The following is a 17,862-nucleotide window of genomic DNA, read 5'->3' on the forward strand; positions in this document are numbered from 1 at the left end:
ACATCATAATATAGAAGGTTTAAAGGACGGCATTAACTCTAATTTATGGCGATTAATTCGCTGCAAATAATCAATGCGCTTCTTCGTATTTATATCTTCGATTTCTCCTGTACGAATATAGCGATCGAGAACGGCATAGGTGAATCCTAGTTTATCCTCATCGGATTGACCACTTAATCCATCACTTGGAGTTTTATCAACTAAATGACGAGGAATATCCAAAAGGCGTCCAATTTGACGTACCTCCTCAACCACGAGATTAGCTAGTGGGCTAAAATCACCGGCTGCATCACCATATTTTGTGGAATATCCTACATAGTCCTCAGAACCATTGCACGTATTCGCAACACGTGCACCATTCGGTAAGTTTTGACCTACTGCATATAGTGTAGCCATCCGCAAACGGGGTGGTGTATTAATTTCTGCATCTCTCGCTAACTCTGTACGGCCCGTTACATTGAAAAAGCCTTCTCCTTGTACGATAGCCTCTGTTAATACACGATAAGCATCGCCAATATTTACAATCATATAGGGAATACCAAGATGCACCACCACTTCTTTTGCATCGTCTATATCGGATTGTACATCATTGGGCATAAGAACACCTACTACGCGGTCTGCACCGAGAGCCTCTTTGCAAAGGGCGGCTACAATAGTAGAATCCTTGCCACCCGAAATGCCGACTACAGCGGAACATGTAGGTCCATTTTGTTCAAAATAGCCCCGAATCCACGCTACTAATTCCTCTTTTGTTCGTTCTGGATGTGTAAGCATAGATCCTCCTATTTTTTACGACCAATACGATTTAATAGATCCATCTTCATATGGTAATAGTTAGGGCTCATATCCAAATAATGTCTATGAGGATTTTCAAAGCGCTGTTCTTCCGGCCAAATCTCATGAGCTAACTGATCTTGCACATAGGAACGTATCGATTCCAACGACGGAGATAGTACGATTTGCTTGCCCTCTTTAATCATGAGTTCCTGCATATTTTTAAATGTACAGTTTTCATAATAGAGTTCTCTCCACGGCTTTTCCGGATCGATATATCGATATGGTTTATCTGCACATGGCACTTCGCCAGGTAATGTCAATAGTTCAGCAATGGCGCGACCATCTTCATTATAAACGCGATATACTTGTTTGAGCCCAGGATTGGTAATCTTTTCTACAGATTCAGAAATCTTAATGCGTGGTTCCCATACGCCACGTTTTTCAACACCTGCAATCTTATACACGGCGCCGAATACAGGGTCTGTTTTCGATGTAATCAACCGTTCTCCTACGCCAAAGATATCAATAGGACCTCCTTGATTTAGCAAGGAAGAAATCGTATATTCATCAAGGCTGTTAGATGCCATGATTTTACAGTCATTCATACCCGCATCATCAAGCATGCGACGCGCTTGCTTTGCTAAATATGCTAAATCACCCGAATCAAGGCGAATACCTTTTAATCGATGACCATTTGGTTCCAAAATATCCTTAGCAACCTTAATGGCATTTGGTACGCCCGATTCTAACACATTATAGGTATCCACCAAAAACACTGCGCTATCCGGATACACTTCAGCATAGGATTTAAATGCTTCGTATTCAGAATCGTGGTACATGACCCAACTATGTGCCATGGTACCATTTACAGGAATGCCAAATTGTTGACCTGCCAAAACTGTGGCAGTCCCATTGACACCTCCTATGAAAGCCGCCCGTGCACCATATACTGCAGCATCCACATTGTGAGCGCGACGCGCACCAAAGTCGGATACAATGCGCCCATCGGCAGCACGTACAATGCGATTCGCCTTTGTAGCGATAAGCGATTGATGATTAATCATGGTAAGCACTGCAGTTTCCACGATTTGTGCATCAATGAGAGGTGCGACAATGGTCATAATCGGTTCATTGGGATATATGATCGTACCTTCTTTGAAAGCATATACATCACCAGTAAATTTAAAATTGCGCAAATACTCTAGAAATGCATCACTAAATAAATGCAATGATTTAAAATACGCGATATCCTCTTCATCGAAATGAAGATTCAAAATGTATTCTAAAACTTGTTCCAATCCACCAAAGATAGCAAATCCACCCTTGTCCGGATTGCGACGGTAAAATACGTCGAAGGCAACGCGGTCTGTATTGTCTTGTTTCGTAAAGTACCCATGAGCCATGGTCATCTCATAGAGATCCATGAGCATACTAATGTTGCGACGTTCATGTTGCATACTTTCACCATCCTACATAAATAAAAGGTATATAATACAGCGCGTTCGTTATTCATTACGCATGATACTATTATAAACTATATACATCGTCTTTTCTATTCATAGTACATGTGATATAACTATATTATAGATAATAATTACTTATTAACTAATGAATAAACATGAATAATCTCATAGCAACTAAGATAATTAGAATTATATGGGATATATTTTCAGAATGAGAGGTGCCAAATGGACGCAATCGTTCAAGCAAAACGCGTATTAGAAATTTTTAAAGAAATGAGTCAAATTCCACGTGGTTCTGGCAATGAAAAAGGCATTAGCGATTATATTGTCAATTTTGCTCATAATTTAGGTCTCGAAGCTACACAAGATAGTGAATGGAATGTAGTCATCAAAAAACCGGCTACATCTGGTTATGAAAACCGTCCGTCCGTCATCCTTCAAGGTCATATCGATATGGTATGTGTAAAAGGTCATGATTCCAACCATGATTTCACAAAGGACCCTATTGCCAACATTATTGAAGGTGAATGGATGCACGCTGATGATACTACATTAGGTGCAGATAATGGCATGGGTGGCGCTATGATTCTAGCTGTCCTAGAAGATAAAAACCAACAACATGGTCCTCTACAAGTATTATTCACAACTAACGAAGAAACAGGTATGGATGGTGCTGCAGCGGTAAAAGAAGGCCAAGTAATAGGTGATTACCTAATCAACTTAGACACCGAAGTGGAACATGAATTCTGCGTAAGCTGCGCTGGTGGTTGCCATGTCAACGTTTCTATTCCACTATTGCGCGAAAATAATTTACCTGGTTATGATGCAGGGCTTTCATTAACTGTTAAAGGTTTGAAAGGCGGTCATTCCGGTATCGAAATCATCGAACAACGAGCTAATGCAAATCAAGTGCTCGCTCGCGTTCTTTATGATTTAGAAAAACAATATTCCTTTAATCTAGCTTCTTTTGAAGGTGGCGTTAAACATAATGCAATCCCATCTAAAGCTATTGCCACCATGTCTGTACACAACGAAGATATAGAAGTGATTAAGACGCTTATCAAATTCTACGAAAAAGAATACAAACATGAATTTGCTATCAAAGACCCTGATTTAACATTCGTAGTAGAAGAAATTCCTACACCGGCAACAGTGTATGCTGATGACACATCAGAAGCCTTGATTTCTTATCTCTACCTTGCAGAAGATGGTGTCCACTCTATGAGCCAAACCATCGAAGGCCTTGTAGAAACATCGGATAATCTTGCCATTGTTTCTGAAGGCACACACACAATAGACATCCTCGTATCTGTTCGTAGTTCCAACAAGAACAGCTTGGAATACTTGACTAAAAAATTGTTACTCCTTGCTGATACATTAGGCGTTTCTGCAACACGCAGTGGTGGCTATCCTGCATGGGAATACGATAAAGGATCCAAACTAGAAGAACAAGTTATCGCACTTTACAACACCATGTCCGATACGCCTGCTCGCGTAAATGCGGTCCATGCAGGCCTTGAATGTGGTTTATTGAAAAATGTTTTACCAAACACTGAAATGATTAGCTTTGGCCCAACAATCATTAGCCCACATACAAATATGGAACGCGTACATCTACCTTCTGTAGAACATGTATACGTATTCCTTAAAGCTTTACTAGAAAAATTACAATAATTTCTTAATTTTTCCAATTAAATATTTATTCACATAAGCGTATGCACTCATATATATTCTATGAGGCATACGCTTTTTTGTAAAATCAACGACATAAATATATAAACACGTTCACATATACTCATATTAGTATAATATTATCAATTTTTCTTATAAATCGCTTTTTACTTGATTTTGTAAACCATTGTTCATACCCTTAAGGGTATTTTTTTATGTTGCGTAAGAGTAGTATACTATGTTTACATTTACAAGGGAGGCGTATTATGATACCAATTACGATTATATCCGGATTCTTAGGTGCTGGAAAAACAACGTATCTACAACATATATTAAACTGCCGTAATACAAACGAACGTATATTAATTATAGAAAATGATTTTGGCGAAACCAGTCTCGATGCAAAGCAACTATCTACAACGGGTGCAACTGTGCGGGAAGTAACATCAGGCTGTATTTGTTGTAGTCTCCAGGGCAACTTCAAAGATGCCTTAATCGATATACTAAGTACCCAAGATATCGATCAAATCTATATAGAACCATCTGGAATCAGTAAATTAAGCGAAATTATAACCACTTGTACTGATGATGCTATCGCAGATAAAGCGTATGTCAACATGATTATAACCGTCGTAGATGCTATGCAAGCCCCTATGGCAATAAAAAACTTTGGACCCTTCTTCAAGGACCAAATCAAGCACTGTTATGCTATCCTACTCACACACGCAGACGATGAAAAACAGATAAAAAAAACAAAGGAGCTCATCATTGAATTAGCACCACATACACCAATTTATACCGATGTAGATGCACTTCAACAGGATATAAACCAACTAAAATCTGATACTCATAAGACACATGAACATGATTCCGAAACTTGCAGTTGCCATACATGTAACGACAGCGTGGATTACAACTGTGCTCACCATGACACTCATAGTCATCATAACCATGTCGGCCACCACCATGAACACCAACCGTTTGTGAGCTATACATTCCATAATCTACAATCCCTCAATCATACGCAATGGATTGATTTTTGTAATAAATTACCTTCTACAGTACTACGTATTAAAGGTATCGTTCCTACCGCATCAGGACCTATGGAATTACAATACACACCCCACTCCTGCTCTCTTACAGATACGCACTTAAAAGACTATCATCTAGTTGTTATTGGCACCGATATAGACATTTCATCCATACAGGAGAAAGTGTGTAGTGCATCATGATTCCTGTATATATCGTGACGGGCTTATTAGGTTCTGGTAAAACCTCTCTAATCAACGTAGAACTACGAGAACGAAAAAAGCTTGGCTCTACAGAAATTATCAGCTTTGAGACAGGTAATACAGAGTTTATAAAGAAGCCTTTATCGATTGAGCCAGATGATATAGAAGAAAATCTACATCATGTAGTACAACAGATACAGGATTATATTTCTACGACAACGCCGAAAGAAATATGGGTTGAATGGAATGGCATATTTTCATTTCAACAATTAGAACTCATCTTCTTCAATTCAATTCTAAAAGAATTCTGTCATCTAGAACGCATCATCTACACAGCAAAGAGCAATCGTATAACATCTATGATACAGGCACTAGGGGATAGAATCGTATCGCAACTATACAGCGCCGATTATATTATGTTATATGCGAATGATACGACACAAACCAAAGCGGTAAAGAAACTCTTACAATCCTACAATCCGGAATGTTCCATATTGGTCAATCCCACTCCAAAGGACATTCACAATAAACTATCTCAACCGATATGGCCATGGTCGTTGTACGGTATTGTGGCTATATTGACATTATATATATTACTGGTCACTGTATTCCGTCATAGCATTTCCTATTCCATCCATCAGGTCTTGGCCATTGCATCAGGCATCATATTTGAGGGAATTCCATTTTTATTATTAGGAACCATCATTTCTTCTGCTATCACTCTATTGGTACCAGATCATTGGCTAATACGTTATCTGAAAGCTGACTCTGTTAAAAGCTATGGTATCGCCATTGGTAGCGGTCTTGTATTACCTATCTGCGATTGTGCTACTATTCCCATGTTTAATGCATTATTAAAGCGTGGTATCCCTCAACATATAGGACTATTGTTTATGCTTGCAAGTCCTATTATGAATCCCATCGCATTATTAGCAACCTATTACGCATTTCCAGATACGCCACAAATAATACTAGCTCGCATAATTGGTGGTATGTTAATCGCATGTATGGTGGCTCTCACATTTAAATGGAAACCACACAAATTATCTACCATCACTAACAATTTACCTCAGCCAAAGGACTATCAGTATGGTTCACCAAATCAAGAAGGCAATAAAAAGAAAATCTTTCTATTGCACGTAGAGCGTGAATTCAGTCAATTACTTATTTACTTCTCTGCAGCAGCTTTCACATTAGCCCTATTCCAAGTATGGATAAAACCTACCTTCTTCTCTGGTTCACTCGATGTAGCCACACCTATTGCTAATGCATTATTACTAGCTTTAGCGTTCCTCTTCTCCCTATGTTCTACATCAGATGCCATTATAGGCCGTTCGTTAAGCAATTTATTTCCTATATCCGCAGTTCTTGGTTTCCTATGGTTAGGTCCTATGATTGACATAAAAAACGTATACATGTTACGTCAGTATATCTCAACATCATTTATATTTCGCTTAGTTATTACTATTAGTATTATTACGTATATCATGACATTGCTATTTCAATTTTTATTTAATATATAAGGAGAACAGTCTATGTTATCAGAACTACGAAACAAAGATATACTCAGTCTCATCAAGGGTCTGCTATACACGGCATTAGGTATTAGTTTTTTATATCTACTCATTACGGGCCAATATAAATTATATGTGGCTCCTCGATATGAATTATTCTTACTCTTAGCAGGTATAGCGCTGTTATTAGGAGGCATTGTTTCAATCCTTTGGTCCCCTAATAAACAATATAAACATAATTGGCGCTCTATTACACCAATCATAATCCCTCTTGTATTATTTGTGGTTCCACCAATTTTATCTCCTAATTCTGTACAAGTAACTGGAAATACGGCCGCTACAGAAGATACTAATGATTTTAATTTTTCTCAAGACGATATTGGCGAGGTGATAACCATCAATAATGAAGCCAAGGATCCTGGCATTTCCAAATCTAAGAAAGAAATCGTATTAAATTCAGATAATTACTATCGCACTATCGTTGCACTCGGTTCAAACCCAGAACAGTATGTAGGGTACAAAATCTATATGACAGGCTATGTAAACCGCGATGACAATACATTAAAATCTAATGAGTTTACACTTTCACGTATGGCCATGGCCTGCTGTATCGCAGACATATCTCCCATTGGTTTAACCATGCATAAGAGCGATGGCGATTCGTATAGCAATAAACAATGGGTAACCGTTGAGGGCACCGTATCCACACGAGACTTTCACGGACGTAAACAACCATATATAGAAATCAACAAAACAAAAGCTGCACAAGAAATCTTAGGCTATGTATATCCATAGCATAGTAAAAGGGCTACCACAAATGTGATAGCCCTCTATTAATAATATGCATATTTTATCGTAAATGGCCTATAATACGTTTCCCCATCACAGCAGCCACAGCACATAAAAATACATCAGGTCCAACAGGGATTAAGAAACAAGACCAAATAACAGCCCACCAACCTATAGGTGTTCCTAAATATAAATTCATAATCATATATAAATAAATCATGCCAAAACCATATACGATGAGCAGATTGATAATCGCACCAATGAGCAATGTCTTAACAGAATGTGTTGGTGAAAGCTCGCTAAAACGGCCCACTACATACGCACCAACCATGAATCCGATCAAATAGCCAAATGTAGGTTGCAATACATAGCCTGGTCCACCACCAGATGTAAATACAGGTACGCCGATAAGTCCTAATATGATATAAATACCTACACTAATGGCGCCAAGGCGACTGCCCAATATAATACCTGCTAATGTAGTAAATAAAATCTGCAGTGTAAACGGACAGTTAGGAAGCGGAACTCGGATGAATGCACCAGCGGTAATTAATGTTACAAACAAGGCTGTCATTGTCAACTCTCTTGTACTGAGACGTCGATTGGAAATAGAACTCATGGTATACCTCCATTAATAGAATAAAAGAAACCTATCTAAACAAACTACATATCTATTCAAGGTTATTAAACCATTCCATTTTATATATGTCAACCATATGTAATTATATTTAGTTTACATTATGCAAAATATACATATAGAAATAGAGGATATTCACTAGTTATGTCGAATATATTATGTATATATCAAAACATAAAGATATATTTTATTTTTCATTTTATATTCATTTTACAATATTAAATTATGTATAAGTAGATTGAGTAAAATCTACTTGCATAATTGCTTTTGAGCAAAATCCTTTTATGGAGGTAATTAACATGAAAAAAGTAAATAATTTGTCTAAAGTATTATGTGCTCTTGGTGTAAGTACTGTATTGATTGCAGGTGTAGCATGTGCTGCTTCTACTTACCCAGCTCCTAGCTCTTGGAATGGTATTGGTAGTGTAGCATCCCCAATGCAAAGTAGCGAAATTGACTACGTTGGTGCTGTTACTACATTGCACCGCTACTATCCAGATGCAATGGTAACTTCTATTTCCTACGATGCAAAACATCATCCAACTTACGAAGTAGAAGCATATACTAAGACACAAAAAGTGGAAATGAAAATCGATGAAGCAACAGGTCAAGTTGTTTCCAATCAAGCAAAATCCATTAGTGCATGGAACAAATTAAAGAAATCTCACAGCTTTAATCCACAAAACTCCATCACACCAGAATCTGCTGAAACAAAAGCGATCGAACGCGTAGGCAGCGATTTCCAAACAATGGAATGGGAATTGGAAATGGACGGTAATAAACTTGTCTACAAACTAGACATGACTAATGGCGGCGACAAAAAAGCAGACGTTAAGATCGATGCTCTTTCCGGCAAAGTTCTCAGTGCTAAAGTAAAAACTACAAAATACTAAGCATAACTCATATATTATATAGACCTAACCTAACCACTATATAATATATCTCTCCAATTTCTTAACACACTCATAAAACTAAACACTCATAAAACTAAACACTCATAAAAACTATACACACATAAAACAAACCCTTTTAAACACACATATACACACATACTTAAAAGACCTTGAATCGTTGAATTCAAGGTCTTTTCTTATATGCATAACGGCACAAAAAAGCTGTACCAATATAGTATTGCTACATGTTGGTACAGCTTTCTATGTCAAATTTTCTTTTTATGTTCTATAGGTTTTTATGGAGTTAAGCTTTGAGGAGAGTTAGAAGTTAAGGTTATGCTTTATCCAATGCTTGAGCTAAATCATCGATAATATCATCAATATTTTCAAGACCAACAGACAAGCGGATCATATCTGGTGTTACACCAGCAGATTTTTGTTGTTCTTCGTTAAGTTGTGCATGTGTTGTGGATGCAGGGTGAATAACAAGAGATTTAGCATCTGCCACATTAGCAAGGTTCGAGAAGATTTGCAATGTATCAACCAATTTAATACCTGCTTCTTTGCCGCCTTTTACGCCGAATGTGAATACTGCACCAACCCCTTTAGGGAAATATTTGTCTGCTAATGGTTTATATTTGCTATCAGCAAGTTCTGGATAGTTCACCCAAGCAACTTTCGGATGTTTGCTCAAGAAATCGACTACTTTACGAGTATTTTCTACGTGACGTTCTACGCGCAAGGACAATGTTTCAATACCTTGCAAGATTTGCCAAGATGCTAGAGGTGTAATGCATGCACCTGTATCACGAAGCAATTGAGCACGAATTTTTACTGTGAAAGGAATTGGTAAATCACCATATACTAGACCATTGTAGTGTTCATCCCCTTCAACGAAGCTAGGGTATTTGCCAGATGCTTTATAGTCGAATTTACCAGATTCTACAACTACACCAGCCAATGTTGTACCATGACCACCAAGATATTTAGTAGCAGAGTGAACAACTACGTCTGCACCATGTTCTAATGGACGGAACAAGTATGGAGATGCGAATGTATTATCTACGATTAAGATAATATTATGTTTATGTGCAATATCAGCTACCGCTTGAACATCGATAAGGTTGATACCAGGGTTACCGATAGTTTCGATATATACAGCTTTTGTGTTGTTATCAATAGCTGCTTCAAACTCTTCCAAATTGTCAGGATTAACGAATTTTGTTTCGATACCAAAACGAGGCAATGTAGCCGTGAACAAATTATATGTACCACCATACAATGTAGATGCAGCAACGATATTATCACCTGCGCTTGCTACATTCAAAATGGAGTATGTAATCGCTGCAGAACCAGATGCTACAGCAATACCACCAGCACCACCTTCGAGTTGAGCTACACGAGCATCCAATACGTCAGTAGTAGGATTGCCTAGGCGTGAATAAATACCACCAGGATTAGTCAATGCAAAACGACCAGCTGCTTCTTCTGCATCTTTAAATACGAAAGATGTTGTTTGATAAATAGGTACTGCACGAGAACCTGTTGGATCCACCGTTTGACCTGCATGTAATTGTAATGTTTCAAATTTATATTGTTTGCTCATTAAATTCAACTCCTATTCATATAAAGGAATAAACTTTATTTCTTATGCCTATTATATTACTATGTATTAAAAAATATGTCTACCACTTTTTATAATACATTCTCCATAACTATAAGCTATGGCAAAAATTTTGGCGTATCTTAAAACAAATGGATATGGAAAGAACCGAATGCGTTCCCAAAGGCGACTTTGGCCCTGCGGAGGCCGTAGGCCGGAGTCAGACCCGGCCGGTGGAGTCTTTGGGAACGCATTCGGTTCACTTACATACTCTGTATTTAAATATAAGCACCAAAATTTTTATCTCGTTCAAACTTCATTTTCTGAATTTGTTCAATAATATATGGTGTTTCTTGGTATACGTAATAGTTCAACCAATTCGTAAATAGCAATGTACTTACAGAACGCCATCTTACGATTGGTTTTTGTTTCGGATCATCATCAGGGAAATAGTTTTCTGGCACCGCAATGTCTTCACCTTTAGCAAGGTCTCGTACATATTCCCGATTGAGTGTATCCCAATCGTACTCAGAGTGACCAAATACAAAGATATGTTTGTTATCTAAACTTCGTACTATAGCAGCCCCAGTTGGTTCAGAACCAGCTAACAACTCTAATTCCCGATGTGCTTTAATTTGTTCTAATGAAACTGTAGTATGGCGGGAGTGCGGCATCCAGAACTTTTCATCAAAACCTCGCAAAAGAACCGGTTGGTCGTTGTAGATATCATGTTCATAAACGCCGAACAATTTAGCATCCATAATTTGTTTATTAATGCCAAAATGATGGTACAGGCCAGCTTGTGCGCCCCAACAAATATAGAACGTGGAGTATACGTGTTCTTCACTCCAATCCATAATTTCTACGAGCTCATCCCAATAGTCAACCTCTTCAAAAGGCATCAACTCTACAGGAGCACCGGTAATAATCAAGCCATCAAAAAACTCATCTTTAACTTCGTCAAAGGTACGGTAAAAAGTATCTAAATATTCCTCATCTACATTCTTAGATTTTCGAGATGCTGTATGCAATAAAGTTAAGTTTACTTGCAACGGACTATTACTAAGAGCGCGAAGGATTTGTGTTTCCGTAACCTCTTTTGTAGGCATCAAATTGACAAGCAAAATTTGGAGCGGACGAATTTGTTGTGTTTCCGCTCGTTCCGTATCCATTACAAAGATATTCTCTTGTGCTAATTTTGTTATAGCCGGTAAATTCTTAATAACTTTAATCGGCATTGTGAAACCTCCTAAAACCCTTTAGCAACATAAGCGCGACGCAATGCCTCTAAACCTTCCGTCAACGTTGCACGAGGGCAAGCAACATTGATGCGTTCAAATTTTTCACCATCTTTACCAAACATGGAGCCACTATCTAGCCATAGCTTTGCATCATTAAGTAGCCACTGTTCACGTTCTTCTGGTGTCAATGGCAGTTCAGAGCAATCAAACCACATAAGATACGTACCCTCAGGTCGATACATGTGAAGCTTTGGCAAATGTTCTTTAAAATAATCAAGGGTATATTGAATATTGCCTTGAATGTATTCCTTTAATTCATCAAGCCATGGTCCACCTACTTCATAAGCGCCTTGGCAACCTACAAGGCCCATCGTGTTCAATTGACTATAGCCTGCACGATCGATTTCTTTGACAAATCTACGACGCAAGGAATCATTAGGAATGAAAATATTAGACACTTGAAGGCCCGCAATATTAAAGGACTTACTAGGCGCTGTACAAACGATGCAATGCTCAGCATAGCTTTCACCAAGATTAGCAAAAACAGTATGCTTGTGACCATCCCATACAAAATCCGCGTGAATTTCATCGCTAATAATAATAACATTATATTTAATACAAATATCACCAAGACGTTTTAACTCATCTTCGGTCCACACGCGGCCCACAGGGTTATGAGGATTACAAAGTAAGAATAACGTTATATTATGCTCAACAATAGCGCGTTCTACGCCTTCAAAATCGATTGTATATGTATCTGCCCCTTGAATCAAAGGAACGTTAATCAAATTACGATCATTATCATCGATGACCATGCTGAATGGATAATACACAGGTTGATTAATGAGTACGCCGTCCCCTTTTTTTGTGAAAGCACGTACCGCCATTGCAAGAGCAAATACGACACCCGGAGTTTTTACAAGCCATTTTTTATCAATATCCCAATTAAAACGGCTAGAAAACCAATGTTTTAGGACATTAAAATATGCATCATCGGATTCTGTATATCCGAAAATACCATGATTAACGCGATCTAATAAGACTTGTTTTAATTCACTAGGAATTTCAAAGTCCATATCCGCTACCCAAAATGGTAATACATCAACAGGTTTACCACGTTGTACAGCAAAATCATATTTTAGAGACTTTGTATGCTTACGATCTACGATTTTGTCAAAATTATATCGGCCCATAATAGCCTCCTTTTATTTATTGAAAGCTTGCGCTAAATCAGCAATCAAATCATCTGTGTCTTCAATGCCAACGGACAAGCGCAACAAGCGACGTGTAATCCCTTTGCGTTCCGCATCTTCAGGTTTTAAATCTGGATGTGTTTGTGTAACAGGATATGTCAACAAAGATTCGGTGCCGCCTAAACTTTCAGCAAATTGAATCAATTGAATACCTTCTAATACTTGTTTAGCCGTCTCTTCACTATCTACTTCAAAGGACAACATACCGCCAAAGCCAGTGGTTTGAGATTTGTTCACTTCATAGCCTGGATGTTCTGGAAGGCCAGGGAATAATACCTTTGTTACCTTCGGTTCTTGTTTCAACCATTCTGCAAGAGCGATGGCATTCTTTTGATGCTGTTCCATACGTAGTGCCAAAGTTTTGATGCCACGAATGACAAGCCAGCTATCAAAAGCAGATAAACACGCGCCTACGGTCTTATAAATAAGGCGCAATTGGGCTGCCAATTCATCATCTTTTACAATGGTAAATCCAGAAATTACATCATGATGACCACCGATAAATTTAGTCCCACTATGGACAACAATATCTGCACCAAGATTTAATGGTTTTTGGAAATACGGGCTTAAAAATGTATTATCTACGATAACGAGTGCATTTCGGTCATGTGCCATTTTACTCAATGCACGAACGTCGGTAATTTCCATCATTGGATTTGTAGGTGTTTCAATATAAACCGCTTTAGTATTAGGTTTAAATGCTGCTTGTACAGCATCAAGATCTGAGGTACCTACATAAGTAAATTCAACACCGTTCTTTTCGTAGATATTAGTAAATAATCGAATGGAGCCACCATACAAATCATCCCCTAAAATAACATGGTCTCCAGGGGAGAACAAATGAAATACTGCATCAACAGCAGCCATGCCAGAAGAAAAAGCGATAGCATCAGTACCTTCTTCTAGGCCTGCAATTAATGTTTCAAGACGATCTCGAGTTGGGTTAGACTCACGTGTATATTGGAATCCTGTTGTTTCACCTAAACCAGGATGCGTAAATGTACTGGACATATAAATGGCTGGAGAGATTGCCCCTGTACTATCTGGCTTACCCCCACCGTGGACACATTTTGTATTAAACTTCATCGTATTGTCTCCTTATATATCTGATGAGATATGTTTCTATGTACAAACGACAACCATAGAACATATAATTCCTGCATTTAACTAGGAAATAATAATCCCACTACAAAACTATAGTATTATAATATATCTATTATAAAAAGTACGCTGTGCTTAGTCAATCAAAAGGGCTTATCATATAGCTAAATCCCCCCATTGAGTCATATGTATTTTGAATGAGTTGCCATAACTTTTAGTTACAAAGACTTACCAATAAAAATACTTTTATCGATTCACACATCTCTAAATATACTCATACTGGTATGCATATTGTAATTATATATTACCTTATCTATACTTATATGAGCATAAGTAACTGTAATTTTAATTATCATTTTGAGGTATCATGAACAATACAACAAAATCATTTATATTAATTGCGATATTAGTAATCTCATTGGTTACATCCCTTCAATTTGGATCTACATTTATTCCTCTAGACGATATACTCAATAGTTTGTGGTCTCATCTAGGAATAAAACCACTATCCATTCCCCCTATGACAAACACAATCATTTGGGATATTCGTTTACCTAGGCTTCTCTACTCTATAATAACTGGCATTGGACTTTCTGCAGTAGGTCTTTTAATGCAAACAGTAACGCGTAATGCCTTAGCAGACCCTTATGTATTAGGTGTTTCATCTGGCGCTAGTACAGGTGCTGTTTTTGCAATTATTTGTGGTGGATTACCTCTATTGGGAGCCTATAATACACCATTATTCGCAGCACTGGGTGCAATTTTATCTATTATATTAGTTTTACTATGTGTTGGTAAAAGTAATAGCCCTGTAAAACTCATTCTTATCGGTATGGGAATGACAGGTATTTTCTCAGCCTTAACGATGATGATTATCTATGGTGCCAAACACGAGGCACAGGTGCGAAGTGCCATGTTCTGGTTATTGGGTAGTTTTTCTGGAATTCAATGGAAAGATTTACCATTATCCGTTATCGTGGTAGTACTATTTTGTTTATTTATCTATATCTATAAACAGGATTTAGATGTATTACTCCTTGGTAATCAAGAAGCTGCTAATATGGGACTTTCAGTAAAAACACTACAGTTATCTATCGTTATTACCTCATCTATTGTAATTGCAACCTTAGTATCTAAAGTTGGTGTTGTTGGTTTTATCGGACTCATCATTCCACACCTTGCTCGTATTACAGGCGGCCCAAAGCACAAAAATACCCTTATATTCAGTATCCTCATCGGTAGTATTGTCATGATTTGGTCCGATGTCTTATCAAGAGCACTATACAGTCCAGAAGAGATTCCAATTGGTGTTCTTACATCCTTATTAGGAGCACCATTATTTATATGGATCATTATGAAACGATATAAAAATATCGGTTAATTACACAAATAAGGTTCTTCCATCCATTATTTCTAAAAAAGGAATTATATGTATATAGTTAATCACCTAAGTTTTTCCTATCCCAATAAGCCCGTATTACACGATATTACAGTTCAATTTCCTGAAAATCAAATAACAGCTATTATCGGACCAAACGGATGTGGAAAATCGACATTATTAAAACATCTATCCAAATCAATTCATTCCAAAGATTCTATCACGTTAAATGGTGAACCTTTAGAATCAATTAACTCATCACGATTTGCTAAATCAGTGGCAATCTTATCTCAAATGCACGATGCTATGATTGATGACTTCCTTGTAAAAGATATTGTTCTCATGGGACGTTATCCACACAAAACTCGATTTGGTAATTATACGAAACAAGATGTCTCTATTGCACAATCATACATGGAACATATTGGAATTACCCATCTTGCAGATGAGCAAGTACAACATCTTTCAGGTGGGGAATTGCAGCGTGCCTTTATTGCAAAAGCCTTAACACAAGAACCAACTATATTATTACTCGATGAACCAACAAATCATCTAGACCTAAAATATAAACTAGCTTTAATGAAAGAATTGCAACATTTTGAAGGAACGGTTATTGTCGTTCTTCACGATCTACAACTAGCAGCCACCTATTGCGATAATATTGTATTAATGAATAAGGGCCGTATTATACAAACGGGTACTCCACAAGAGGTATTGACACCAGGATTATTAGCACCAGTATTTGAAATTCCCTTTACCACAACACTAGAGAATGGAATCTATCGTATCCAATATTAGTGCAATCCAATTCATATATTAGTATAACCATAATGGTATTCTCTTATTTTTAACGAGGACTGCCCTCGTATTTATATTGTTAACAGAAAGGAAAAAATAATGTTAAACAAAGTAAAACGCTTCACCCTTCTAGGACTATTAGTTGCAGGTACGACACTCGCCTTTACAGGTTGTGGCACTACATCACAACAAAGCACACAAACTGCACAAGCAGTCGCAAATTGGAGCGAAACATTTGATGGAACAACGACAAACTTTTCCGTAAGTGCACCACCTACACATGCTGTATCCATGTCCCAAGCAACCACAGAAATGATGCTTCAACTTGGTCTTGCTGATAAAATGGCAGGTACTGCCTTTAAAGAGGAAGAAATCTACGGACCTTTACAAGGTGAGTACGACAAAGTGAAAGTTTTGTCTGATAAATGGCCTTCCTACGAAGTATTCATGAGTGTTAAACCTGATTTCGCTACAGGTTGGCCTGACTCTTTCAGTAAACGCGCAATCCCAGCAGACAAAATGATTGCAAATAATGTTAATATTTGGATTCCAGAATCTATGCTTTCCACTAAAGCCGATTTAGAAACTAATTTCAAAGACATGATTATGCTAGGAAAAATCTTTGGTGTAGAATCAAAAGCTAATGAATGGGTTACATCTCAACGTGACACACTTTCAAAGGTACAAGCACAATTAAAAGATGTCCCAAGAAAACGCGTATTTATCTATGATTCAGAGGATGGTCAGCCATTCACAGCATTTGAAGGTTATACTACAAATATCCTTCGTTTAATCGGTGCTGATAATGTTATGAGTGGTCTCGGCGTGGATAAAACTTGGGCTAAAGGCTCTTGGGAAACAGTAATCGCACAAAACCCAGACTATATTATTATTGCTGATTATGGTAACTCTATCCGTAATGATGACGATTTCCAACAAAAAATCGCTAAATTAAAATCTAATCCTCAATTGCAAGATATTACAGCAATTAAAGAAAACCATTTCATTCGTGTAAAATTATCTGAAATCACACCTGGTGTTCGGACTGTGGATGCACTAAAACGCTTGGCACAAGAAATTCACGGTATTACAATTCAATAAAATCTAAATAAGTAAAAGGTCTGAAAAATGCCAAAAATTGCATTTTTCAGACCTTTTATTTTAATAACAATATATATTTAGACTGTTAATAACCAATCAACCAACAACCATAGCACAACCAAAACAACTATTAGACCTATGGTCAATGGTGTAGATGGCGTCGCATCAATAAATCCATATTTATGTGCCATTTGTTTTGTAATGACTTCTACCCCTGTTGGGTTTCCAAACCGGTTAGCCGCGGTCTTTCCAGGCAAGGCCATCAATATGAGTACTGCAGGAATCCCGACAAAAGGAATGAGTGCCAATAGAACAGGCCATCCGGACCAACCAAGATCATGTAAACGTCGAACAGCAACGGCTACACCTGGTATGATAAATCCAATGGATAAAATAAAAAGGACTACCAAA

The 17,862-nt window shown here is 37.6% G+C and carries 16 protein-coding genes; 8 read left to right on the top strand and 8 right to left on the bottom strand.

Features of this window, described 5'->3' with window-relative positions; translation table 11 throughout:
* Positions 1–3: 3 nt before the first annotated feature.
* Together nadE and O3617_RS09005 are read right to left on the bottom strand one after the other, a co-directional pair.
* Positions 4–774: an NAD(+) synthase gene (gene nadE, locus O3617_RS09000; protein WP_371449630.1), complete on the bottom strand. Its 771-nt coding sequence runs from the start codon at positions 772–774 to the stop codon at positions 4–6.
* 8 nt (positions 775–782) lie between these two features.
* Positions 783–2,234, bottom strand: coding sequence for a nicotinate phosphoribosyltransferase (locus tag O3617_RS09005; protein WP_371449631.1), 1,452 nt, complete (start codon positions 2,232–2,234; stop codon positions 783–785).
* A gap of 231 nt (positions 2,235–2,465) precedes the next feature.
* On the opposite strand from O3617_RS09005, the gene O3617_RS09010 reads away from it, so the two are divergent.
* The 4 genes from O3617_RS09010 (at position 2,466) to O3617_RS09025 (ending at position 7,452) form a co-directional block, all read left to right on the top strand.
* Positions 2,466–3,914, top strand: a complete 1,449-nt coding sequence (locus O3617_RS09010; RefSeq protein WP_371449633.1) for an aminoacyl-histidine dipeptidase — start codon at positions 2,466–2,468, stop codon at positions 3,912–3,914.
* A 263-nt stretch (positions 3,915–4,177) separates the two neighbouring features.
* A complete protein-coding gene (locus O3617_RS09015) occupies positions 4,178–5,143 on the top strand; it encodes a GTP-binding protein (RefSeq protein WP_371449634.1) in 966 nt (321 codons plus the stop codon).
* Positions 5,140–6,666, top strand: a complete 1,527-nt coding sequence (locus tag O3617_RS09020) for a permease (RefSeq protein ID WP_371449635.1) — start codon at positions 5,140–5,142, stop codon at positions 6,664–6,666. Before O3617_RS09015 ends, O3617_RS09020 begins: the two co-directional genes overlap by 4 nt.
* Before the next feature lie 12 nt (positions 6,667–6,678).
* A complete protein-coding gene (locus tag O3617_RS09025; protein ID WP_371449637.1) occupies positions 6,679–7,452 on the top strand; it encodes a TIGR03943 family protein in 774 nt (257 codons plus the stop codon).
* A 55-nt stretch (positions 7,453–7,507) separates the two neighbouring features.
* Here the strand turns inward: O3617_RS09025 and O3617_RS09030 are convergent, their stop codons facing one another.
* The gene (locus tag O3617_RS09030) at positions 7,508–8,065 is read right to left on the bottom strand and encodes a biotin transporter BioY (protein WP_371449639.1); all 558 of its coding nucleotides are present in this window, start codon (positions 8,063–8,065) and stop codon (positions 7,508–7,510) included.
* A gap of 317 nt (positions 8,066–8,382) precedes the next feature.
* Here O3617_RS09030 and O3617_RS09035 point away from each other — a divergent pair, with 317 nt between their 5' ends.
* Positions 8,383–8,976: a PepSY domain-containing protein gene (locus O3617_RS09035; protein ID WP_371449640.1), complete on the top strand. Its 594-nt coding sequence runs from the start codon at positions 8,383–8,385 to the stop codon at positions 8,974–8,976.
* A gap of 334 nt (positions 8,977–9,310) precedes the next feature.
* Here O3617_RS09035 and O3617_RS09040 read toward each other — a convergent pair whose 3' ends face one another.
* From O3617_RS09040 to O3617_RS09055, 4 genes are all read right to left on the bottom strand, one after another.
* Positions 9,311–10,582 carry an O-acetylhomoserine aminocarboxypropyltransferase/cysteine synthase family protein gene (locus tag O3617_RS09040; RefSeq protein WP_371449641.1) on the bottom strand — a complete coding sequence of 424 codons (1,272 nt, stop codon included), beginning with the start codon at positions 10,580–10,582 and terminating at the stop codon, positions 9,311–9,313.
* Positions 10,583–10,857: 275 nt separating this feature from the next.
* Positions 10,858–11,817 (bottom strand): homoserine O-succinyltransferase, encoded by a 960-nt coding sequence (metA, locus tag O3617_RS09045; protein WP_371441869.1) that lies wholly within the window; start codon positions 11,815–11,817, stop codon positions 10,858–10,860.
* Between the two features lie 11 nt (positions 11,818–11,828).
* The gene (locus O3617_RS09050) at positions 11,829–13,013 is read right to left on the bottom strand and encodes a MalY/PatB family protein (RefSeq protein WP_371441870.1); all 1,185 of its coding nucleotides are present in this window, start codon (positions 13,011–13,013) and stop codon (positions 11,829–11,831) included.
* A 12-nt stretch (positions 13,014–13,025) separates the two neighbouring features.
* Entirely contained in the window at positions 13,026–14,159 is a 1,134-nt protein-coding gene (locus O3617_RS09055; protein ID WP_371441871.1) for a PLP-dependent aspartate aminotransferase family protein, read from the bottom strand.
* A 382-nt stretch (positions 14,160–14,541) separates the two neighbouring features.
* On the opposite strand from O3617_RS09055, the gene O3617_RS09060 reads away from it, so the two are divergent.
* The 3 genes from O3617_RS09060 (at position 14,542) to O3617_RS09070 (ending at position 17,451) form a co-directional block, all read left to right on the top strand.
* Positions 14,542–15,555 (top strand): iron ABC transporter permease, encoded by a 1,014-nt coding sequence (locus tag O3617_RS09060; protein WP_118353466.1) that lies wholly within the window; start codon positions 14,542–14,544, stop codon positions 15,553–15,555.
* Between the two features lie 48 nt (positions 15,556–15,603).
* Entirely contained in the window at positions 15,604–16,350 is a 747-nt protein-coding gene (locus O3617_RS09065; RefSeq protein WP_118353465.1) for an ABC transporter ATP-binding protein, read from the top strand.
* A gap of 99 nt (positions 16,351–16,449) precedes the next feature.
* Entirely contained in the window at positions 16,450–17,451 is a 1,002-nt protein-coding gene (locus O3617_RS09070) for an ABC transporter substrate-binding protein (RefSeq protein WP_118353464.1), read from the top strand.
* 77 nt (positions 17,452–17,528) lie between these two features.
* On the opposite strand, the gene O3617_RS09075 is transcribed toward O3617_RS09070, so the two are convergent.
* On the bottom strand, positions 17,529–17,862 hold a 334-nt coding region (locus O3617_RS09075), incomplete at its 5' end, for a DUF805 domain-containing protein (RefSeq protein ID WP_371449642.1).

It is taken from the genome of Veillonella sp. 27098_8_77, assembly GCF_041431535.1.
GTDB lineage: Bacteria > Bacillota > Negativicutes > Veillonellales > Veillonellaceae > Veillonella.